The sequence below is a fragment of the Pseudomonas sp. ASL7 genome, assembly GCF_056680375.1.
In genome coordinates this window covers 768874-787237 of sequence record NZ_CM155279.1, presented here as the reverse complement: position 1 = coordinate 787237, position 18364 = coordinate 768874, and the positions used below count along the sequence as shown (strand labels likewise).

The window sequence follows — 18364 nt, the reverse complement described above, 5'->3', positions numbered from 1 at the left end:
TGGGTGCTTTGTGAGTTTGTCGAACTTTCGGTTCGTTTCGTCTTCACACACCGCAATCTGGTGCTCTTTCGCTTTTCAGCTCGAAGCCTGCAAATTGCTTGGGTGTTATATGGTCAAGCCTCACGGGCAATTAGTATTGGTTAGCTCAACGCCTCACAGCGCTTACACACCCAACCTATCAACGTCGTAGTCTTCGACGGCCCTTCAGGGGACTCAAGGTCCCAGTGAGATCTCATCTTGAGGCTAGTTTCCCGCTTAGATGCTTTCAGCGGTTATCTATTCCGAACATAGCTACCCGGCAATGCCACTGGCGTGACAACCGGAACACCAGAGGTTCGTCCACTCCGGTCCTCTCGTACTAGGAGCAGCCCCTCTCAAATCTCAAACGTCCACGGCAGATAGGGACCGAACTGTCTCACGACGTTCTAAACCCAGCTCGCGTACCACTTTAAATGGCGAACAGCCATACCCTTGGGACCGGCTTCAGCCCCAGGATGTGATGAGCCGACATCGAGGTGCCAAACACCGCCGTCGATATGAACTCTTGGGCGGTATCAGCCTGTTATCCCCGGAGTACCTTTTATCCGTTGAGCGATGGCCCTTCCATACAGAACCACCGGATCACTAAGACCTACTTTCGTACCTGCTCGACGTGTCTGTCTCGCAGTCAAGCGCGCTTTTGCCTTTATACTCTACGACCGATTTCCGACCGGTCTGAGCGCACCTTCGTACTCCTCCGTTACTCTTTAGGAGGAGACCGCCCCAGTCAAACTACCCACCATACACTGTCCTCGATCCGGATAACGGACCTGAGTTAGAACCTCAAAGTTGCCAGGGTGGTATTTCAAGGTTGGCTCCACGCGAACTGGCGTCCACGCTTCAAAGCCTCCCACCTATCCTACACAAGCAAATTCAAAGTCCAGTGCAAAGCTATAGTAAAGGTTCACGGGGTCTTTCCGTCTAGCCGCGGATACACTGCATCTTCACAGCGATTTCAATTTCACTGAGTCTCGGGTGGAGACAGCGCCGCCATCGTTACGCCATTCGTGCAGGTCGGAACTTACCCGACAAGGAATTTCGCTACCTTAGGACCGTTATAGTTACGGCCGCCGTTTACCGGGGCTTCGATCAAGAGCTTCGCGTTAGCTAACCCCATCAATTAACCTTCCGGCACCGGGCAGGCGTCACACCCTATACGTCCACTTTCGTGTTTGCAGAGTGCTGTGTTTTTAATAAACAGTCGCAGCGGCCTGGTATCTTCGACCGGCATGGGCTTACGCAGTAAATGCTTCACCCTCACCGGCGCACCTTCTCCCGAAGTTACGGTGCCATTTTGCCTAGTTCCTTCACCCGAGTTCTCTCAAGCGCCTTGGTATTCTCTACCCAACCACCTGTGTCGGTTTGGGGTACGGTTCCTGGTTACCTGAAGCTTAGAAGCTTTTCTTGGAAGCATGGCATCAACCACTTCGTGTACCAAAGGCACACTCGTCATCAGCTCTCGGCCTTAGAATCCCGGATTTACCTAAGATTCCAGCCTACCACCTTAAACTTGGACAACCAACGCCAAGCTGGCCTAGCCTTCTCCGTCCCTCCATCGCAATAACCAGAAGTACAGGAATATTAACCTGTTTTCCATCGACTACGCTTTTCAGCCTCGCCTTAGGGACCGACTAACCCTGCGTCGATTAACGTTGCGCAGGAAACCTTGGTCTTTCGGCGTGGGTGTTTTTCACACCCATTGTCGTTACTCATGTCAGCATTCGCACTTCTGATACCTCCAGCAAGCTTCTCAACTCACCTTCACAGGCTTACAGAACGCTCCTCTACCGCATCACCTAAGTGATACCCGTAGCTTCGGTGTATGGTTTGAGCCCCGTTACATCTTCCGCGCAGGCCGACTCGACTAGTGAGCTATTACGCTTTCTTTAAAGGGTGGCTGCTTCTAAGCCAACCTCCTAGCTGTCTAAGCCTTCCCACATCGTTTCCCACTTAACCATAACTTTGGGACCTTAGCTGACGGTCTGGGTTGTTTCCCTTTTCACGACGGACGTTAGCACCCGCCGTGTGTCTCCCATGCTCGGCACTTGTAGGTATTCGGAGTTTGCATCGGTTTGGTAAGTCGGGATGACCCCCTAGCCGAAACAGTGCTCTACCCCCTACAGTGATACATGAGGCGCTACCTAAATAGCTTTCGAGGAGAACCAGCTATCTCCGAGCTTGATTAGCCTTTCACTCCGATCCACAGGTCATCCGCTAACTTTTCAACGGTAGTCGGTTCGGTCCTCCAGTTAGTGTTACCCAACCTTCAACCTGCCCATGGATAGATCGCCCGGTTTCGGGTCTATTCCCAGCGACTAGACGCCCTATTAAGACTCGCTTTCGCTACGCCTCCCCTATTCGGTTAAGCTCGCCACTGAAAATAAGTCGCTGACCCATTATACAAAAGGTACGCAGTCACCCAACAAAGTGGGCTCCCACTGCTTGTACGCATACGGTTTCAGGATCTATTTCACTCCCCTCTCCGGGGTTCTTTTCGCCTTTCCCTCACGGTACTAGTTCACTATCGGTCAGTCAGTAGTATTTAGCCTTGGAGGATGGTCCCCCCATATTCAGACAAAGTTTCTCGTGCTCCGTCCTACTCGATTTCATGACTAAGAGATTTTCGCGTACAGGGCTATCACCCACTATGGCCGCACTTTCCAGAGCGTTCCGCTAATCTCAAAGCCACTTAAGGGCTAGTCCCCGTTCGCTCGCCACTACTAAGGGAATCTCGGTTGATTTCTTTTCCTCAGGGTACTTAGATGTTTCAGTTCCCCTGGTTCGCCTCTTAAGCCTATGTATTCAGCTTAAGATAACCATCTTATGATGGCTGGGTTCCCCCATTCAGACATCTCCGGATCAAAGTCTGTTTGCCGACTCCCCGAAGCTTTTCGCAGGCTACCACGTCTTTCATCGCCTCTGACTGCCAAGGCATCCACCGTATGCGCTTCTTCACTTGACCATATAACCCCAAGCAATCTGGTTATACTGTGAAGACGACATTCGCCGAAAATTCGATTCTTGCTCATAAAGAGCATCTCACAAATTTTACCTTAGCCTGATCCGTTACCAGTGAAAGTAACGTCCAGTCTATCTTTCTATCACATACCCAAATTTTTAAAGAACGATCTAATCTTAAAGATCAGAAATCAATATTCACACCGGAATACTCATTTCTAAACTCTAACGACACAAGCCACCTTAAAGGCTGGCTTATCGTCTTCTTCAATGAATCAAGCAATTCGTGTGGGAACTTATGGAGCAGCTGATGTCGTCGATTAAGGAGGTGATCCAGCCGCAGGTTCCCCTACGGCTACCTTGTTACGACTTCACCCCAGTCATGAATCACACCGTGGTAACCGTCCTCCCGAAGGTTAGACTAGCTACTTCTGGTGCAACCCACTCCCATGGTGTGACGGGCGGTGTGTACAAGGCCCGGGAACGTATTCACCGCGACATTCTGATTCGCGATTACTAGCGATTCCGACTTCACGCAGTCGAGTTGCAGACTGCGATCCGGACTACGATCGGTTTTCTGGGATTAGCTCCACCTCGCGGCTTGGCAACCCTCTGTACCGACCATTGTAGCACGTGTGTAGCCCAGGCCGTAAGGGCCATGATGACTTGACGTCATCCCCACCTTCCTCCGGTTTGTCACCGGCAGTCTCCTTAGAGTGCCCACCATAACGTGCTGGTAACTAAGGACAAGGGTTGCGCTCGTTACGGGACTTAACCCAACATCTCACGACACGAGCTGACGACAGCCATGCAGCACCTGTCTCAATGTTCCCGAAGGCACCAATCCATCTCTGGAAAGTTCATTGGATGTCAAGGCCTGGTAAGGTTCTTCGCGTTGCTTCGAATTAAACCACATGCTCCACCGCTTGTGCGGGCCCCCGTCAATTCATTTGAGTTTTAACCTTGCGGCCGTACTCCCCAGGCGGTCAACTTAATGCGTTAGCTGCGCCACTAAGAGCTCAAGGCTCCCAACGGCTAGTTGACATCGTTTACGGCGTGGACTACCAGGGTATCTAATCCTGTTTGCTCCCCACGCTTTCGCACCTCAGTGTCAGTATCAGTCCAGGTGGTCGCCTTCGCCACTGGTGTTCCTTCCTATATCTACGCATTTCACCGCTACACAGGAAATTCCACCACCCTCTACCATACTCTAGCTCGACAGTTTTGAATGCAGTTCCCAGGTTGAGCCCGGGGATTTCACATCCAACTTAACGAACCACCTACGCGCGCTTTACGCCCAGTAATTCCGATTAACGCTTGCACCCTCTGTATTACCGCGGCTGCTGGCACAGAGTTAGCCGGTGCTTATTCTGTCGGTAACGTCAAAACAGATACGTATTAGGTAACTGCCCTTCCTCCCAACTTAAAGTGCTTTACAATCCGAAGACCTTCTTCACACACGCGGCATGGCTGGATCAGGCTTTCGCCCATTGTCCAATATTCCCCACTGCTGCCTCCCGTAGGAGTCTGGACCGTGTCTCAGTTCCAGTGTGACTGATCATCCTCTCAGACCAGTTACGGATCGTCGCCTTGGTGAGCCATTACCTCACCAACTAGCTAATCCGACCTAGGCTCATCTGATAGCGCAAGGCCCGAAGGTCCCCTGCTTTCTCCCGTAGGACGTATGCGGTATTAGCGTCCGTTTCCGAGCGTTATCCCCCACTACCAGGCAGATTCCTAGGCATTACTCACCCGTCCGCCGCTCTCAAGAGAAGCAAGCTTCTCTCTACCGCTCGACTTGCATGTGTTAGGCCTGCCGCCAGCGTTCAATCTGAGCCATGATCAAACTCTTCAGTTCAAACATCTTTGGGTTTTTAAGAAACCCTAAACTTGGCTCAGCAATCGTTGGTTACATCTTTGATTTCTCGCGGAGTAACTTGTGATGCTGATAATCTTGTTGACTATCAGTCTGACTCCACAAGCACCCACACGAATTGCTTGATTCAGTTGTTAAAGAGCGGTTGGTTGAGTCTTTCGTCTCGACCGAGGTGCGCATCTTACAGCACACCCCATCAAACAGCAACCTTAAAAGTTAATGATTTTTTAATAAAATCAAACACTTAAGCCAGAACCAACATCACGTTGCTCGCTAGCGGGAGGCGAATACTACAGCATTAAAATACGCGGTCAACCCCCATCTAGAAATTCTTTTTCCATACCAAAGAGCCTGGGTTGCCACTATGAAAACTTCCAAGGTCCGTATAAAGCATCAGGCCACCAGAGCCCCCAAACCACGCACCCACTGAATCAACCCTTGTTTCGTGGACGCGCACTAACCGCTTTTGGCCGATGTCCACCTATCGCCACCGTCAGCTATGGGGCTTGGGACTGGCGATCAGTCAAGCATTGAAATTTTTGGATGGAATGATGGCGTTAAAGCCAGTCCACGATACGACTGCCGTACCCTAATGCTTGAGGCCTCAATCGACACGAACCGCTCGTGTGACCCGCGGTAACCGAATGCGGTTATGCCACGCGAGAATGCCCACTTACATCGACTTGACCGACACCACTTCCACAAACCTGAATTTTTTTCTGGCCGCCTTAGTCGCTTCTTGCTCTGCAACCAGGGAGCTCAGCGTATCGGCCTCATGCACCATTTCGAGCATCTCGCCTTCAAATTCATTCCCCACCCGGAGCGTGACTCTCAGCCTGGGCGTGAAGCCTTTTGAGACTTCCTTTTTCTTCGCCGCTTTTACCGGTTGCACGATCACGACATCCGGGACGGATTCTTGCACGTGTGAGTTAACTGCCGGCGCAGGGGGCTCAGAATCACCGAATAGCGCCCGGCGCATCTCTTCTTCCGTCAATTCTGTATTCATACCATTTCTCAGAAGTGCGTTATGTATAGCCTGACCGATTCTATCAGGATGGCCAGACTCTGTAATAAAGCGTTGCTGGGGCAGACCCGAAGCTGCGGACTCTCGATGGGCAGGGATTTGAACTGGACAAGAACGGGCGGAGGTCCAGCCGTCCACTGTGACGCTTGAGGCTGGGCCGTCGCTGTCCGGCCAAGAACAGTCAGTGGACGGAGCAATAACAAATGAGTGGCTATGCTTGGTCTATTGCCAGACTCCAGTAGCGACATCGTGAAAGGAGGCTTTTGACATGCAACTCATCACGTTGAAAATCGATAAGCCAGAAGTGACAAACTTCATTTTGGGTCAGACGCACTTCATCAAGTCCGTCGAGGACATCCACGAAGCGTTGGTAAATGCCGTGCCAGGTATCCAGTTTGGCGTGGCTTTTTGTGAAGCCTCCGGCAAATGCCTGGTGCGATGGTCTGGCACCGACACCTCAATGATCGACCTTGCACAGAAGAATGCGAAAGCCATCGCTGCAGGCCATAGCTTCATCATTTTCCTGGGTGACGGTTTCTATCCGCTGAACGTGTTAAACACCATCAAAATGATTCCAGAGGTGTGCCGTATCTTTTGTGCTACAGCCAATCCAACTGAAGTGATTCTCGCCGAGACGGAACAAGGGCGAGCAATCCTGGGCGTCGTGGATGGCTTCTGTGCCAAAGACATTGAAGGCGACGAAGACATCCTGTGGCGCAAGAACTTGTTGCGCCAGATCGGCTATAAGCTGTGAATCGAAGAGCGGGCATTTCATGGGAAAAGGGACTTGTTTTCGTCTGGCTTGTGGCCCCGCCGATTGTGGATTCAACCGCCCCCGCAGGGAAGGAGGCAGCGCAAAGCCAGGCGTTTTCCTGAAGTAACACGCCTCTCCTCTTCTGACATCAAAGCGGGTGATCGGACGGGTTGGCTTGTTTACCGACGGCTCCGAACTCAACCGGGGCCTTTATGTAAAACAAGGAGATATCTTCGGCCTCAAGTCGCTCAAACAGGCGAGTGAACTCTTCTTCAGTAATGGCCAAGCGGATCTCGGCTGGCTGATCGGCCAGTTCAAAAAAATGCGAGGAGTGCAGTTTTCCTGAATGCCCAAAGCCTTCGATACCTGTTGCCAGAGTGGCCCCACGCAGCCCCATTTCTTTGGCCAAATCGACGATCCAGTCACCCAACATTTTTCCGTGATGACGACGGTTCTGCTGCGTAAAGAAAATCACCAGAAAACCTTTCATGACTGATCACCTCTTTAGCGTGTGCCAATCAATTGAAACGATAGAAGCCCTTCGGCGGTTATCGCCAGTGAGCCTGCGACGTGTAGCGAAATGGCGCCAAGTGCCCAAAGTAGCCTGCCCTCCTGAATCAGGGTGACAGTTTCAGCCGAGAATGAGCTTGATGCCCAGTAACCAACGTAACCAGACCCCGAGTGATGCGCCGATAGCGATAACAAGCAGTGACTTCAGCATAGCTGTCCATCTCCTCGCAGAACGAATTGGCGAGAAATCTCTGACTACTGGATGAACGAATGGGGAATTAAGGGGGAGCTTGAAATCACGATCCTGTCCTAAGCAGGAGGACTGGGAGACACGCCTACAGACCCTGTCCCTGAATCTCGCTCGCACGCCGCGCAGGTAAAGTCGATGCGCCAAAGATAACCGTTTTGGCTGTAAAGACCTGTCGTAGCGTTTTATCAGATATACCTTTCTGGCAATAAGGACTCATCTTTTCTGCGTAACTCGAAGTCACAGTGACCTTCCTTGCGGCAACTAAAATACTAAAATACTGATTCGAATTAGGCGTGTTCATGAGCAACAATCTCGATGTTACCGCCAAGGCTGTTGTATTGGTGGTGGACGATGCGCCGCTGAATCTCAGGCTCATGAGTGACGTGTTGGAACACGCCTATACCGTCAGGGTCGCATCCAACGGCGCTCGCGCCATTGCCATCGCACAGTCGAGCGCGCCGCCCGACCTGATTCTGCTCGATATCATGATGCCCTATATGGATGGGTATGAAGTCTGTCGGCAACTAAAGGCCGATCCGCGAAGCTGCAATATCCCGGTGATCTTCCTCACGGCGCAAGTCGATACACACAGTGAGCAAGTCGGCTTTGAATTGGGCGCGGTCGATTACATCACCAAACCCATCAGCCCGCCGATCCTGTTGACGCGCCTCAAGACTCACCTGATCCTGAAAACCGCCGCCGACTTTCTACGCGAGCGAAACGATTTCCTGGAACAGGAAGTGGCGCACCGCACCGCAAAGATGCAGGCAATCCAGGATGTCGCCATTCTGGTTGTGACTTCGCTGGCGGGAACCCGCGACAACGAATCAGCCAACCATATCCTGCGTACCCAACTTTATGTCAAAGCATTGGCTGAGAGACTGCAAGACCATCCGCGTTTCGCTGCCTTGCTCACATCGCAAAACATCGAACAATTGTACAAATCTGCGCCGCTGCACGACATCGGCAAAGTCGGTATCCCGGACCGCATCCTGCTCAATGCTGATCGGCTCAGTCCCGAGGAGTTCGACGTGTTGAAAACGCATACCACGCTCGGCAGGAATGCGATCGAACAAGCCGAACGCCGACTCGGGACGACCGTACCGTTTCTGCAATTTGCCAAGGAAATCGCCTACTCCCATCAAGAGAAATGGGACGGCAGCGGTTACCCGGACGGTCTGCAAGGCGACGCCATCCCGGTATCCGCACGGCTGATGGCGGTGGCGGATGCCTACGACAGAATGATCAGCCGTCGCGACCTCTACACACCGGCGATGACGCACGAGCAAGCGATTGCGCAACTACAGCAAGGCCGCGGCACCCATTTCGATCCTGACATGTTAGAGGCCTTTGTCGACATTCAGGATACATGCCGTGCCATTGCCGAGCGTTATGCCGACACCGATGACGATCTGCAACGCGAACGCGTGCGGCTCGAACCCTTCCTCTCACACTCGACGATTACCGAATAGGCGCAAAATGGAACTCAAAGACATGCATGTCCTGGTGGTCGATGACATGGCAGTAATGCGCCTGGCTAATATCGGCCAATTGCGCACGTTCGGTGTGACCAACGTCGATACGGTCAACAACGGCAAGGAAGCGCTGGACTATATACGCAGCCGGCACTTGAAAGGCCTGCGTCTGGATCTGGTGCTGTCGGATTGGAACATGCCGGTCATGACCGGACTGGATTTGCTGCAGGCCGTGCGCGGTGATGAAAAACTCGCGCACCTGCCGCTCATCATGGTGACGGGGGAATCCGACCGCGAGCAGGTTGAACAGGCTATCGCCGCCGGCGTTTCCGAACTGCTTCTCAAGCCTTACAGCCCGCAGAAACTACGCGAAAAAATCATCAGGGCCTTATTGCGTGCGCGTCGTCTGGGTGAGTCGGCAAATGCGCCGACGCCGGATGCACGACAGGCGGTTACGCCCATTGTGTCCCCCGCGCCGCTCAAGCGTTCAACCGTTAGTACAAGACAACCCACCATTCTGGTGGTGGACGACACGCCGGACAATCTGCGCTTGATGGCCGGGTTGTTCGACGATCAGTACCGGGTGCGAATTGCTCACAACGGCCAGAAAGCCTTGACGATCTGCACCTCGGACGACCCGCCGGACCTGGTACTGCTGGACGTGATGATGCCGGACATGGACGGCTTCGAGGTGGCGCAGCGCATGCGCGAGCATCCGACCAGTGAAACGATCCCCATCATATTTGTCACCGCACTGGACGACCTGGAGTCCCGGCATCGCGGCCTGAACTTGGGCGCGATGGATTTCGTGCGCAAGCCGATTGAGCCGAACGAACTGCTGTTGCGGGTGCGCAACTTCATGCGTTACATCGAACTGCACAAGCAGCGCCAGGTCCATTTCGATGAAATGTTAAGCGCCGCGCGCCTACGTGAAGACATCGACCGCATGCTGCGGCATGACCTCAAAGGGCCGCTGGCAGGCGTAATCGGCCTGACGCGTCAAATGCTCGATGGCCAACAGCTGAGCATCTCGCACACACACATGGTGACCCTGATCGAGGACGCCGTTACGCAAGTCCTCGGTACCATCGATCTGTCGGCCGAAATGTTCAAGATCGAAACCGGTCGCTACCTGCCACAACCGCAACCGGTGCCGCTAGGCGATCTGCTGCACCAGATCGCCGACCTGGCTCGCGCGACCTTCGCCTCCCGGAACGTCGCCCTGTCAGTCGATACGGATACCGGGCCGGGCATCGAGCAACCGATGGCGCAAGGCGACCCCAAGCTGTGTCTTTCGGCCTTGCACAACCTGGTAAAAAACGCCTGCGAGGCGGCACCGACCGGCAGCCGGGTCAACGTGACACTACACGACCGCAACCCGTTGGTGGTGACGATCGAGAACAAGGGAACAGTGCCACCAGGCATGCGCGATCTGCTGTTCACCAAGGGCGCCACCAGCAAGCGCGGCGGCAGCGGACTGGGAACCTATTCGGCCAAGCTGCTGATCGAGGCGCAAGGCGGAACCATTAGCCTGGAGACCTTCGACGACGACAATCGCACGGTCGTCAGTGTCGCTCTGCCGCGCTAAGCGCTGAACCCCACCCCCCGTGTCTGCGTATCTACCCAAACGGACTGACTGTTGATGTACATCACAAAATTCAAGATCGGAACGCGCTTGGGGATCGGGTTCGGCGTGCTCATATTCTTCACGATAGTACTGGGCGTAATTGGCGTCTGGCGCCTACAGATCGCCAACGTGACAACTGATCACATGATCAATCAAACATTGGTGAAAGAACGTCTGATTACCGAGTGGTATAACACGTTGGCCCTGAACGCCGTAAGAATCAAGGCGTTCGCCAATCATGCAGATCTAGCCGAACAACAGTCCCTTGAGCCGGGAATGCAGGCGACGGCCCTGCGCATCACCGAAATTATCAAGCTACTGGATGCCTTTCCGAAAAGCCCGGATGAAGTGGCTTTATACGAGGAAATCGTGGTCTTGCGCCGCTTGGCCATTACTGTGCGCGATGAGGCTTTTGCGGACAATGCCGCCGGCGACATACGCAGCGCGAAGATAGTTATCGATGCACGCCTGACCCCAGCGATAGATGCCTATAAGACCGCCCTCAAAAAACTGGTCAGTCATCAAACAGCGGAGATTGCTGCCAGCACCGCAGAGTTGCAGCAACAGTTTCTGGAAAATGAGGTCAGGCTGGGAAGCCTGATCGGCATGCTCTTCCTGTCCGGTATTTTCCTGACGATCTGGATCACCCGGTCGATCACAACCCCCATACGCGCTATGGCCGAAGTAGCTCAGGCCATGACAAACAAGGATTTGACCAGTCGCATCCAAATTACTACAGAGGACGAACTGGGGGAGCTGGCCGCGCAATTCAACCAGATGAGCGACCGCCTGCAAGCGTCTTATACCGAACTGGAACGCAAGGTAGACGAACGCACGGCGTCCTTGACGGAAGTGCTCACGCAGCAAACCGCCAGCATGAAGGTGAAAGCCGGCTTGCTCGCCGAAATCAAGGAAAAGAATCGCCAGCTTGAAATCGCCGACCAACACAAAAGCGACTTCGTGGCCAACATGAGCCATGAAATCCGCACGCCGATGAACGCGATCATCGGCATGAGTTACCTGGCGCTGAAAACCGAGTTGAACCCGCGCCAGCGAGACTACATCGAGAAGATCCAGCAATCGGGTAACCATTTGCTGGGCATCATCAACGACGTGCTCGACTTCTCCAAGATCGAAGCCGGCATGCTGCGTGTCGAACAGTCCGAATTCACCCTCGAGGAAGTGCTCGACAATGTGGTGAACCTGGTCGGCACGCGGGCCGCACAGCGCGACCTGGAGTTGATCGTTGATGTGGCCAGCGACGTCCCGACCACACTGGTGGGCGATGCGCTGCGCATGGGGCAAATTCTGGTTAACTTTGCCGGCAACGCGGTCAAATTCACCGAGCAGGGCGAGATCGCGATCGTGGTTCGTCTGCATGAGCGCAGCGAGTCCGATGCGCTGCTGTATTTTGCGGTCAAGGACACCGGCATCGGTCTGTCCGAAGAGCAGATGGGGCGTCTGTTCCAAAGCTTTCAGCAGGCGGACACCTCGACAACTCGCCAATACGGTGGCACCGGTCTGGGTCTGGCGATTGCCAAGAACCTCGCCGAATTGATGGGCGGCACGGTCGGTGTAGACAGCGTCGTTGGCCAGGGCTCGACGTTCTGGTTCACGGCTCGTGTCGGCACCGTGTCAACCTCACGCAGAAAACCGCAGCCCTTGAACCCGCATGGCTGCCGGGTGCTGGTGGTGGATGACAATAACAGTGCCCGCCACACCCTTTCGGAAATGCTGACCGAGATGGGGTTTACAGTGCTCAGTACAGAGTCGGGAATGGCTGCCATCGAAGCACTGCGCGACGCCGATAGTGCCGGCGCGCCGTTCGACGTCGCGTTGCTGGATTGGCGGATGCCCGGCATGGATGGCATCGAGACGGCGAGGCGCATCTGCCGGGGCGATGCCGGCAACGTGCCGCGCATGGCGCTGGTGACGGCTTACGGGCACGATAACCTACTGGCCGACACGAGCGATAGCGGCCTGGAAACAGTGCTGGTCAAGCCGGTTAGCCCCTCCACGCTGTTCGATGCGATGAACCGACTGCTTTGCAATACGTCGGGGAAAGTCGAGACACCGCAAACACTCCAGGACGGCCCGATGGAGGAAGCCATGGCGACGATTTTCGGCGCGCGGATCCTTCTGGCCGAAGACAACGCCCTGAACCAGCAGGTAGCGACCGAATTGCTGAGCGACGCCGGATTGCTGGTCGATGTCGCCGACAATGGGCAAATTGCCGTCGACCGAGTGCAAGCGGGTGACTACGACCTGGTGCTGATGGATATGCAGATGCCGGTACTCGATGGCGTGAGCGCAACGCGGGCCATTCGCGCGTTGCCCGGCAAGGACAATCTGCCTATCGTCGCAATGACCGCCAACGCCATGCAGGCCGACCGCGAACGCTGCCTGGAGGCGGGGATGATGGATTTTGTCGCCAAGCCGATCGACCCGGACGTGCTGTTCCGTACCCTGCTGCGCTGGATCAAACCTACCGGCGCAATACCCTCTCCATCGGCGCATGAGGCTGTCGGTGTCGCCGCCTCTGATGAAACGCTGCCTGCAGCCATCCCCGGTCTCGATCTCGAAGCGGGCTTGCGAGCGGTGCTGGGCAAGCCGGCGCGCTATATCGCGATGTTGCGCAGCTTTGCGAAGAGCCAATCGCGCACGATACAGGACATACGCGAAGCGCTGGCGCGCGACGATGCCCCGACAGCAGAACGCCTGGCCCATACCTTAAAGGGGCTGGCCGGGACGATCGGTACGCACGAGTTGCAGCAATACGCCGGCCACCTCGAAAAGGAACTGCAGCAGGATGCCAGCGGGCGCCACGGCACGGCATCGCCGCAGACACTGCAGGCGCTGCAAGTCTTGCTGGAACGACTAATCGCCAGCATCGCGACGGCGTTGCCTGAACCGGTGGCGACGCTGGGCGGCCCGATCGACTTGACGTTGTGCGAAACGGTGATTCCTCAGTTGGACACATTGCTGCGCGAGGACAACCCGAAAGCGGAGCAACTGCTGCACGAACACAAAGCGCTGCTGGCCGCTGTTTTCCCTGGACACTTCCATCAGCTGAACCAAGCCATAGAACAGTATGACTTTGAAAAGGCGCTGCTGGTGCTGACCGAAGCAACGACTGCAGCCACATGAACATCGACAAGAAACCACAGCGAATCGCGCTATGAATGGCAATGACAATCCGAACCGCAAGCCGACGATCCTGGTGGTCGACGATACGCCGCAAAATCTTCGCCTGATCTGCGATTTACTGGAAAACGACTACCACCTGCAGGTCGCGTCGAACGGCGCTCGAGCGTTGAAAATTGCCTGCTCCGATCTCCCGCCGGATCTGATCTTGCTCGATATCATGATGCCCGACATGGATGGCTATGAAGTCTGTCGGCAACTCAAGGCGTGTGCCGAAACAGCGGGCATTCCGGTGATCTTTCTCACGGCGAAAACCGATATACGCAGTGAGCGCATAGGCCTTGAATTGGGGGCGGTCGATTACATCACCAAACCCATCAGCCCGCCGATCCTGCTGGCGCGGGTAAAAAACCATCTTCTTCTGAAGACATCGAACGACATGTTGCGCGATAAGGTCCGTTTCCTTGAGCGAGAAATCGTGCATCGCACGCTGGAAATTCATCGGGCCCAGGACGCCACGGTCCTTACTGTCGCCTCGTTGGCCGAAACGCGTGACAACGAGACCGGCAACCACATCCTGCGTACCCAGTGCTACGTAAAGGCCCTCGCCGTCAAACTGCAACAGCATCCGCGATTCTCCGACTATCTCAGCGATGCGGCGATTGAGCGTCTCTACAAATCGGCCCCGCTGCACGATATCGGCAAGGTCGGCATTCCAGATCGAATCTTGCTCAAACCAGGCAAGCTGGACGCCGATGAGTTCGAAATCATGAAGACACATACCACGCTGGGTCGCGATGCCATCGCCAGCGCAGAGCAACGTCTGGATAAAAACATCGCCTTTTTGCAATGCGCGAAGGAAATTGCCTACGCCCATCACGAGAAATGGGATGGCAGTGGTTACCCGCAGGGCCTGAAGGGTGATGCGATTCCAATTTCTGCGCGCCTCATGGCCGTTGCCGACGTTTACGATGCGTTGATCAGCCGCCGGGTCTACAAACCGGCCTTTTCCCACGATCAAGCGCTTGCCATCATCAACGAGGGACGCGGGAAGCATTTCGATCCGGATATTGTCGATGCATTTGCGGCCATACAGGAGCAATGCCGGGGTATTGCCGAATGCTATACAGATACCGACGACGACCTGGCGCGGCTGCCGACGCAACGGGCAGCAAGCTCGCACAGCTGTTGACACATAACTGGATGCCGTTACGCAACCTGTAATTCCCATTCCCTGAACACCAGTGTTTGCAAGGAGATCTCGAGATGGCAGTACCCATTAATACCCTCCCCTTACTGGCTGGAGCCCCCAATTTCAGAGACATGGGTGGGTATTTGACGCACGACTCAAGAAAAGTCCGACCGGGTCACTTGTACCGATCAGAGGGCCTTGAAAAACTGACGCCTGAGGATCTGGAGGTGGTACGTAGCTTGGGTATCCAGCTTGTCTGTGACCTGCGCAGTGACAAGGAAAGAACTCATACACCCACGCTCTGGCTGGAGGGCTCCACGGTGCAGTTGCTGCACATGAATGTCAGCGCTGACTTGCGGGCCGGCAACGATGCTATGGCCAAAGTACTGCTTGAAAACCCATCGGCAGAGGGTGCAACGCAGGCCATGTTAATCGCCTATCGACACTTTCCGGCAGCGTTCGCACCGCACCTCCCCAACCTGTTTGGACGGATGTTGGCCAATGATTGTCTACCACTTGTGTTCCATTGCTCAGCGGGTAAAGACCGCACAGGCTTTCTCGCCGCCCTGCTGCTCGCCGCGCTGGGTGTACCTGAGCAAAGCATTTTGAATGATTACATGCTGAGTGCCAGATACTGGAGTGGCCCCCGGAGCGAAGAATCCATCAGGCAAGCACTGACCGTGGTGTTTGGTGCAGCGCCGGATGAATCGGTTGTACCGCCCTTCTCGTCGGCCAAAGAAGAATATCTGGCGGCAGCTTTCGAAGCCATCGTCGAGCAATACGACAGCGTAGAAAACTACCTGGAGAAGGTTGCCGGCATCGGCCCCAAGCAAAGTGAAGCGTTGAAAAACCTTTTACTCGAATAAAAACCTCGAACAGCGACGCGAACCACGAATCAGGGTCAGCTTCCTGCTGTAGAAATTCGGCGGGGCCGGGCTGCTACATATCCATTGCCCTACCCCCTAACCGTTATCTTCAAAATGCTCATGAATTGCCCGAGAGGCTGTGGCGCCGGTGTACGGCCCACAACCCGGGACAGTTGTCAGGTATTGGTCTTCAGCTTGTTCCACAGACGCGTCGTCAACCGTGCGATGGCCGGCGGCAGGTCCTCGACGATGAACAGCTTGTCCAGCACCGTTTTGGGCGGGTAAATCGCCGGGTCCTGCTTCACCTCCGGCACCACATAGGCGTCCGCCGCACTGTTGGGATTGGCGTAGTGGATGCTGTTGCTGATATTGGCGATGACCTTGGGCTCAAGCAGGTAATTCATGTAGGTGTAGCCATTCTTCTCGTGCGGTGCGTTCTTGGGCATGACCACCATGTCCATCCACAGGGTCGATCCTTCGTCGGGAATCGAATAGGCAATGTCGATACCGTTCTTGGCTTCCTTGGCACTGGCGGCGGCTTGCACAATGTCGCCGTTGAAACCGATCACCGCACAGATGTTGCCGTTCGCCAGGTCGCTGACGTACTTGGAGGTGTGGAAATACTGAATGTAAGGCCGGATTTTCAGCAACGCCTGCTCGGCTTTGGCGTAATCCGCCGGCTCGTGGCTGTGATGCGGCAGCCCCAGGTAGTTGAGGGTGATCGGCAGGATCTGCGTCGGGTTGTCGATGATCGCCACGCCACACTGGCTGAGCTTCTTAATGTTGTTCTCATCAAAAAACAGTTTCCAGGAATGGGTGATATCAGTGTTGCCAAAGATCGCTTTGATTTTCTCGACGTTGTAACCAATACCCGCGGTGCCCCACATGTAGGGATAACCGTACTGGTTGCCCGGGTCGTTGACCTCGAGTTTTTTCATCAGCGCCGGGTCGAGGTTTTTCCAGTTGGACAACTGGCTTTTATCGAGCTTCTGGATCGCCCCTGCCTTGATCAACCGGGACAGGAAATGGTTCGATGGACTGACCACGTCATAACCGGTATTGCCAGTCATCAACTTCGATTCCAGGACTTCGTTGCTGTCGTGGATGTCGTACGTCGCCTTGATACCCGTTTCCTTGGTGAACGTGGGCAATGTGTCATCGGCAATGTAGCCGCTCCAGTTCGAAATATTGACCTGTTCATCGGCGTACGTTACGGCCGAAAACGTTGTGAGTAATACCGCAAGGGAAACAGGATGGACGCGCATGTTCGATCACCTTCTTTTTGAAGAGCTTTTATTGTTTGTGATAGCCGGATTTCTAGATTTCTGTTCTGGCCCTGACCGCCTCCACGCGCATACGAAGCATGGCACCCATATCGAGAAAGGGTTTGGGCGGGAGCCAGCCGGGCTGCGCCCTTTGCATGACCGACGTCAACATCGGCGAACGGGTCCCCGACGCCAGTTCAGCCAGCAGTCGACCCCAAAGGGTGCCGCGTGCGACGCCTGAACCATTGCAGCCGGCCACGGCAAACACGCCCTCCTCGACCTCGGAGAAATACGCTTGCCCGGAGCGCGAGGCGCTCAGATGTCCGGTCCACGTGTAATGTATGTCCTGCTCGGTCAACCACGGGAACCGGCGCTGCAAGCCCAGCACATGGTGTTTTCTGCGGACCAGCAGATCACTTTTGGACAGATCCCGAGAGCGGTATTCGGCGGTGTTACGGATCATCACGCGACGATCCGGAGTCAGCCGCACCGTCGCGCCAAGGGGACGGGTGGACAACACGCCCCAGGGCTCGACGCTGCCGATGGCTTGAAACTCTTTGTCGCTCAACGGCCGTGTGAGGCTGGCGCTGAGTTCCATCGGGAACGTCCCGCTGCTCTTGATTCCCAAACGTGGGATGAAGGCATTCAGACACACCAGAACCTGCTTCGCCTCAATACTGCCCTCGGTACCCTGGGCGCGAATCCGTCCTTTTCCCAAGCGTTCAAGGCCGGTGATATCCGTGTTTTCGAAGAGAGTCACCGTCGGCGGCAGCGCATCGAGCAAGCCTTTCACGTACTTGGCCGGTTGCAGCAACGCATTACCGTTGCCGCACCAGATCGCCGCCTGGTAATGGCCGGTTCCCAGTTTTTGCTTGAGTTGCTCACCTTCCAGATACTGTGCAGAAGCACCGACTGCGTTGAGCGTTTGCAGCTTGGCCTCGACATGCGTCAGCTTGGCGGGATCATTCACGGCGAAGAAATAGCCGGCATCCCGGAAGTCGCATTCGATGCCGTGACGGGCAATACGCTGGCGGACTTCCTCGCTGGCAGCGCGTGAAATCGCGGTATCGACTTCATAACCGGCGAAACCCTGATTGCCTGAAAGCTCATCGGTGCTCGGGTGTTCATGGGCCACGACGAAGCCCGAGTTACGCGCCGACGCGCCCTGTGCGGCACGCTGCCGGTCGACAATCACAATGCGCGCCTGGGGGTGCATTTCGGCCAGTGAATGAGCAGCGCAAAGCCCGGTAATCCCGGCGCCGATGATTAACCAATCGGCTTTTTGCTTACCGTTCAGGGGATTGCGAACAGGAGAGTCCCCCGCTTGCGCAATCCATCCACATACATTTTCCATGCGTTACCTCATTTGACTGTCGTACTGCGT

At 55.1% G+C, this 18364-nt stretch carries 10 protein-coding genes, 2 rRNA genes and 1 pseudogene; 6 read left to right on the top strand and 7 right to left on the bottom strand.

The genetic code is table 11. The features are described from left to right. Positions 1 to 109: 109 nt before the first annotated feature. The 3 genes from AC1MDT_RS03590 to AC1MDT_RS03580 form a co-directional block, all read right to left on the bottom strand. Positions 110 to 3001, bottom strand: a 23S ribosomal RNA gene (locus tag AC1MDT_RS03590). A 317-nt stretch (positions 3002 to 3318) separates the two neighbouring features. Next, positions 3319 to 4855 (bottom strand): 16S ribosomal RNA (locus tag AC1MDT_RS03585). The 16S and 23S rRNA genes sit together here, the layout of an rRNA operon. Positions 4856 to 5546: 691 nt before the next feature. Next, on the bottom strand, positions 5547 to 5879 hold the full coding sequence (locus tag AC1MDT_RS03580; protein WP_480420729.1) for a hypothetical protein: 333 nt from the start codon (positions 5877 to 5879) through the stop codon (positions 5547 to 5549). A gap of 286 nt (positions 5880 to 6165) precedes the next feature. Between AC1MDT_RS03580 and AC1MDT_RS03575 the strand changes: the two genes are divergently transcribed. Then, entirely contained in the window at positions 6166 to 6651 is a 486-nt protein-coding gene (locus tag AC1MDT_RS03575; RefSeq protein ID WP_480420728.1) for an adenosine-specific kinase, read from the top strand. 148 nt (positions 6652 to 6799) lie between these two features. Here the strand turns inward: AC1MDT_RS03575 and AC1MDT_RS03570 are convergent, their stop codons facing one another. Together AC1MDT_RS03570 and AC1MDT_RS03565 are read right to left on the bottom strand one after the other, a co-directional pair. Next, positions 6800 to 7141 carry a DUF190 domain-containing protein gene (locus tag AC1MDT_RS03570; RefSeq protein WP_480420727.1) on the bottom strand — a complete coding sequence of 114 codons (342 nt, stop codon included), beginning with the start codon at positions 7139 to 7141 and terminating at the stop codon, positions 6800 to 6802. 14 nt (positions 7142 to 7155) lie between these two features. Continuing rightward, a pseudogene (locus AC1MDT_RS03565) lies at positions 7156 to 7372 on the bottom strand (CrcB family protein). A 338-nt stretch (positions 7373 to 7710) separates the two neighbouring features. On the opposite strand from AC1MDT_RS03565, the gene AC1MDT_RS03560 reads away from it, so the two are divergent. From AC1MDT_RS03560 to AC1MDT_RS03540, 5 genes are all read left to right on the top strand, one after another. Continuing rightward, entirely contained in the window at positions 7711 to 8883 is a 1173-nt protein-coding gene (locus AC1MDT_RS03560) for a response regulator (protein WP_480420726.1), read from the top strand. Between the two features lie 7 nt (positions 8884 to 8890). Next, positions 8891 to 10474, top strand: coding sequence for an ATP-binding response regulator (locus AC1MDT_RS03555; protein ID WP_480420725.1), 1584 nt, complete (start codon positions 8891 to 8893; stop codon positions 10472 to 10474). A 54-nt stretch (positions 10475 to 10528) separates the two neighbouring features. Beyond that, entirely contained in the window at positions 10529 to 13660 is a 3132-nt protein-coding gene (locus AC1MDT_RS03550; protein ID WP_480420724.1) for a response regulator, read from the top strand. Between the two features lie 31 nt (positions 13661 to 13691). Next, positions 13692 to 14849: a response regulator gene (locus tag AC1MDT_RS03545; protein WP_480420723.1), complete on the top strand. Its 1158-nt coding sequence runs from the start codon at positions 13692 to 13694 to the stop codon at positions 14847 to 14849. 74 nt (positions 14850 to 14923) lie between these two features. Beyond that, the gene (locus tag AC1MDT_RS03540) at positions 14924 to 15715 is read left to right on the top strand and encodes a tyrosine-protein phosphatase (RefSeq protein ID WP_480420722.1); all 792 of its coding nucleotides are present in this window, start codon (positions 14924 to 14926) and stop codon (positions 15713 to 15715) included. A gap of 176 nt (positions 15716 to 15891) precedes the next feature. On the opposite strand, the gene AC1MDT_RS03535 is transcribed toward AC1MDT_RS03540, so the two are convergent. Both AC1MDT_RS03535 and AC1MDT_RS03530 read right to left on the bottom strand, forming a co-directional pair. Beyond that, on the bottom strand, positions 15892 to 16980 hold the full coding sequence (locus tag AC1MDT_RS03535) for a polyamine ABC transporter substrate-binding protein (RefSeq protein ID WP_480420721.1): 1089 nt from the start codon (positions 16978 to 16980) through the stop codon (positions 15892 to 15894). 52 nt (positions 16981 to 17032) lie between these two features. Then, positions 17033 to 18334, bottom strand: coding sequence for an NAD(P)/FAD-dependent oxidoreductase (locus tag AC1MDT_RS03530; protein ID WP_480420720.1), 1302 nt, complete (start codon positions 18332 to 18334; stop codon positions 17033 to 17035). Positions 18335 to 18364: the final 30 nt, after the last annotated feature.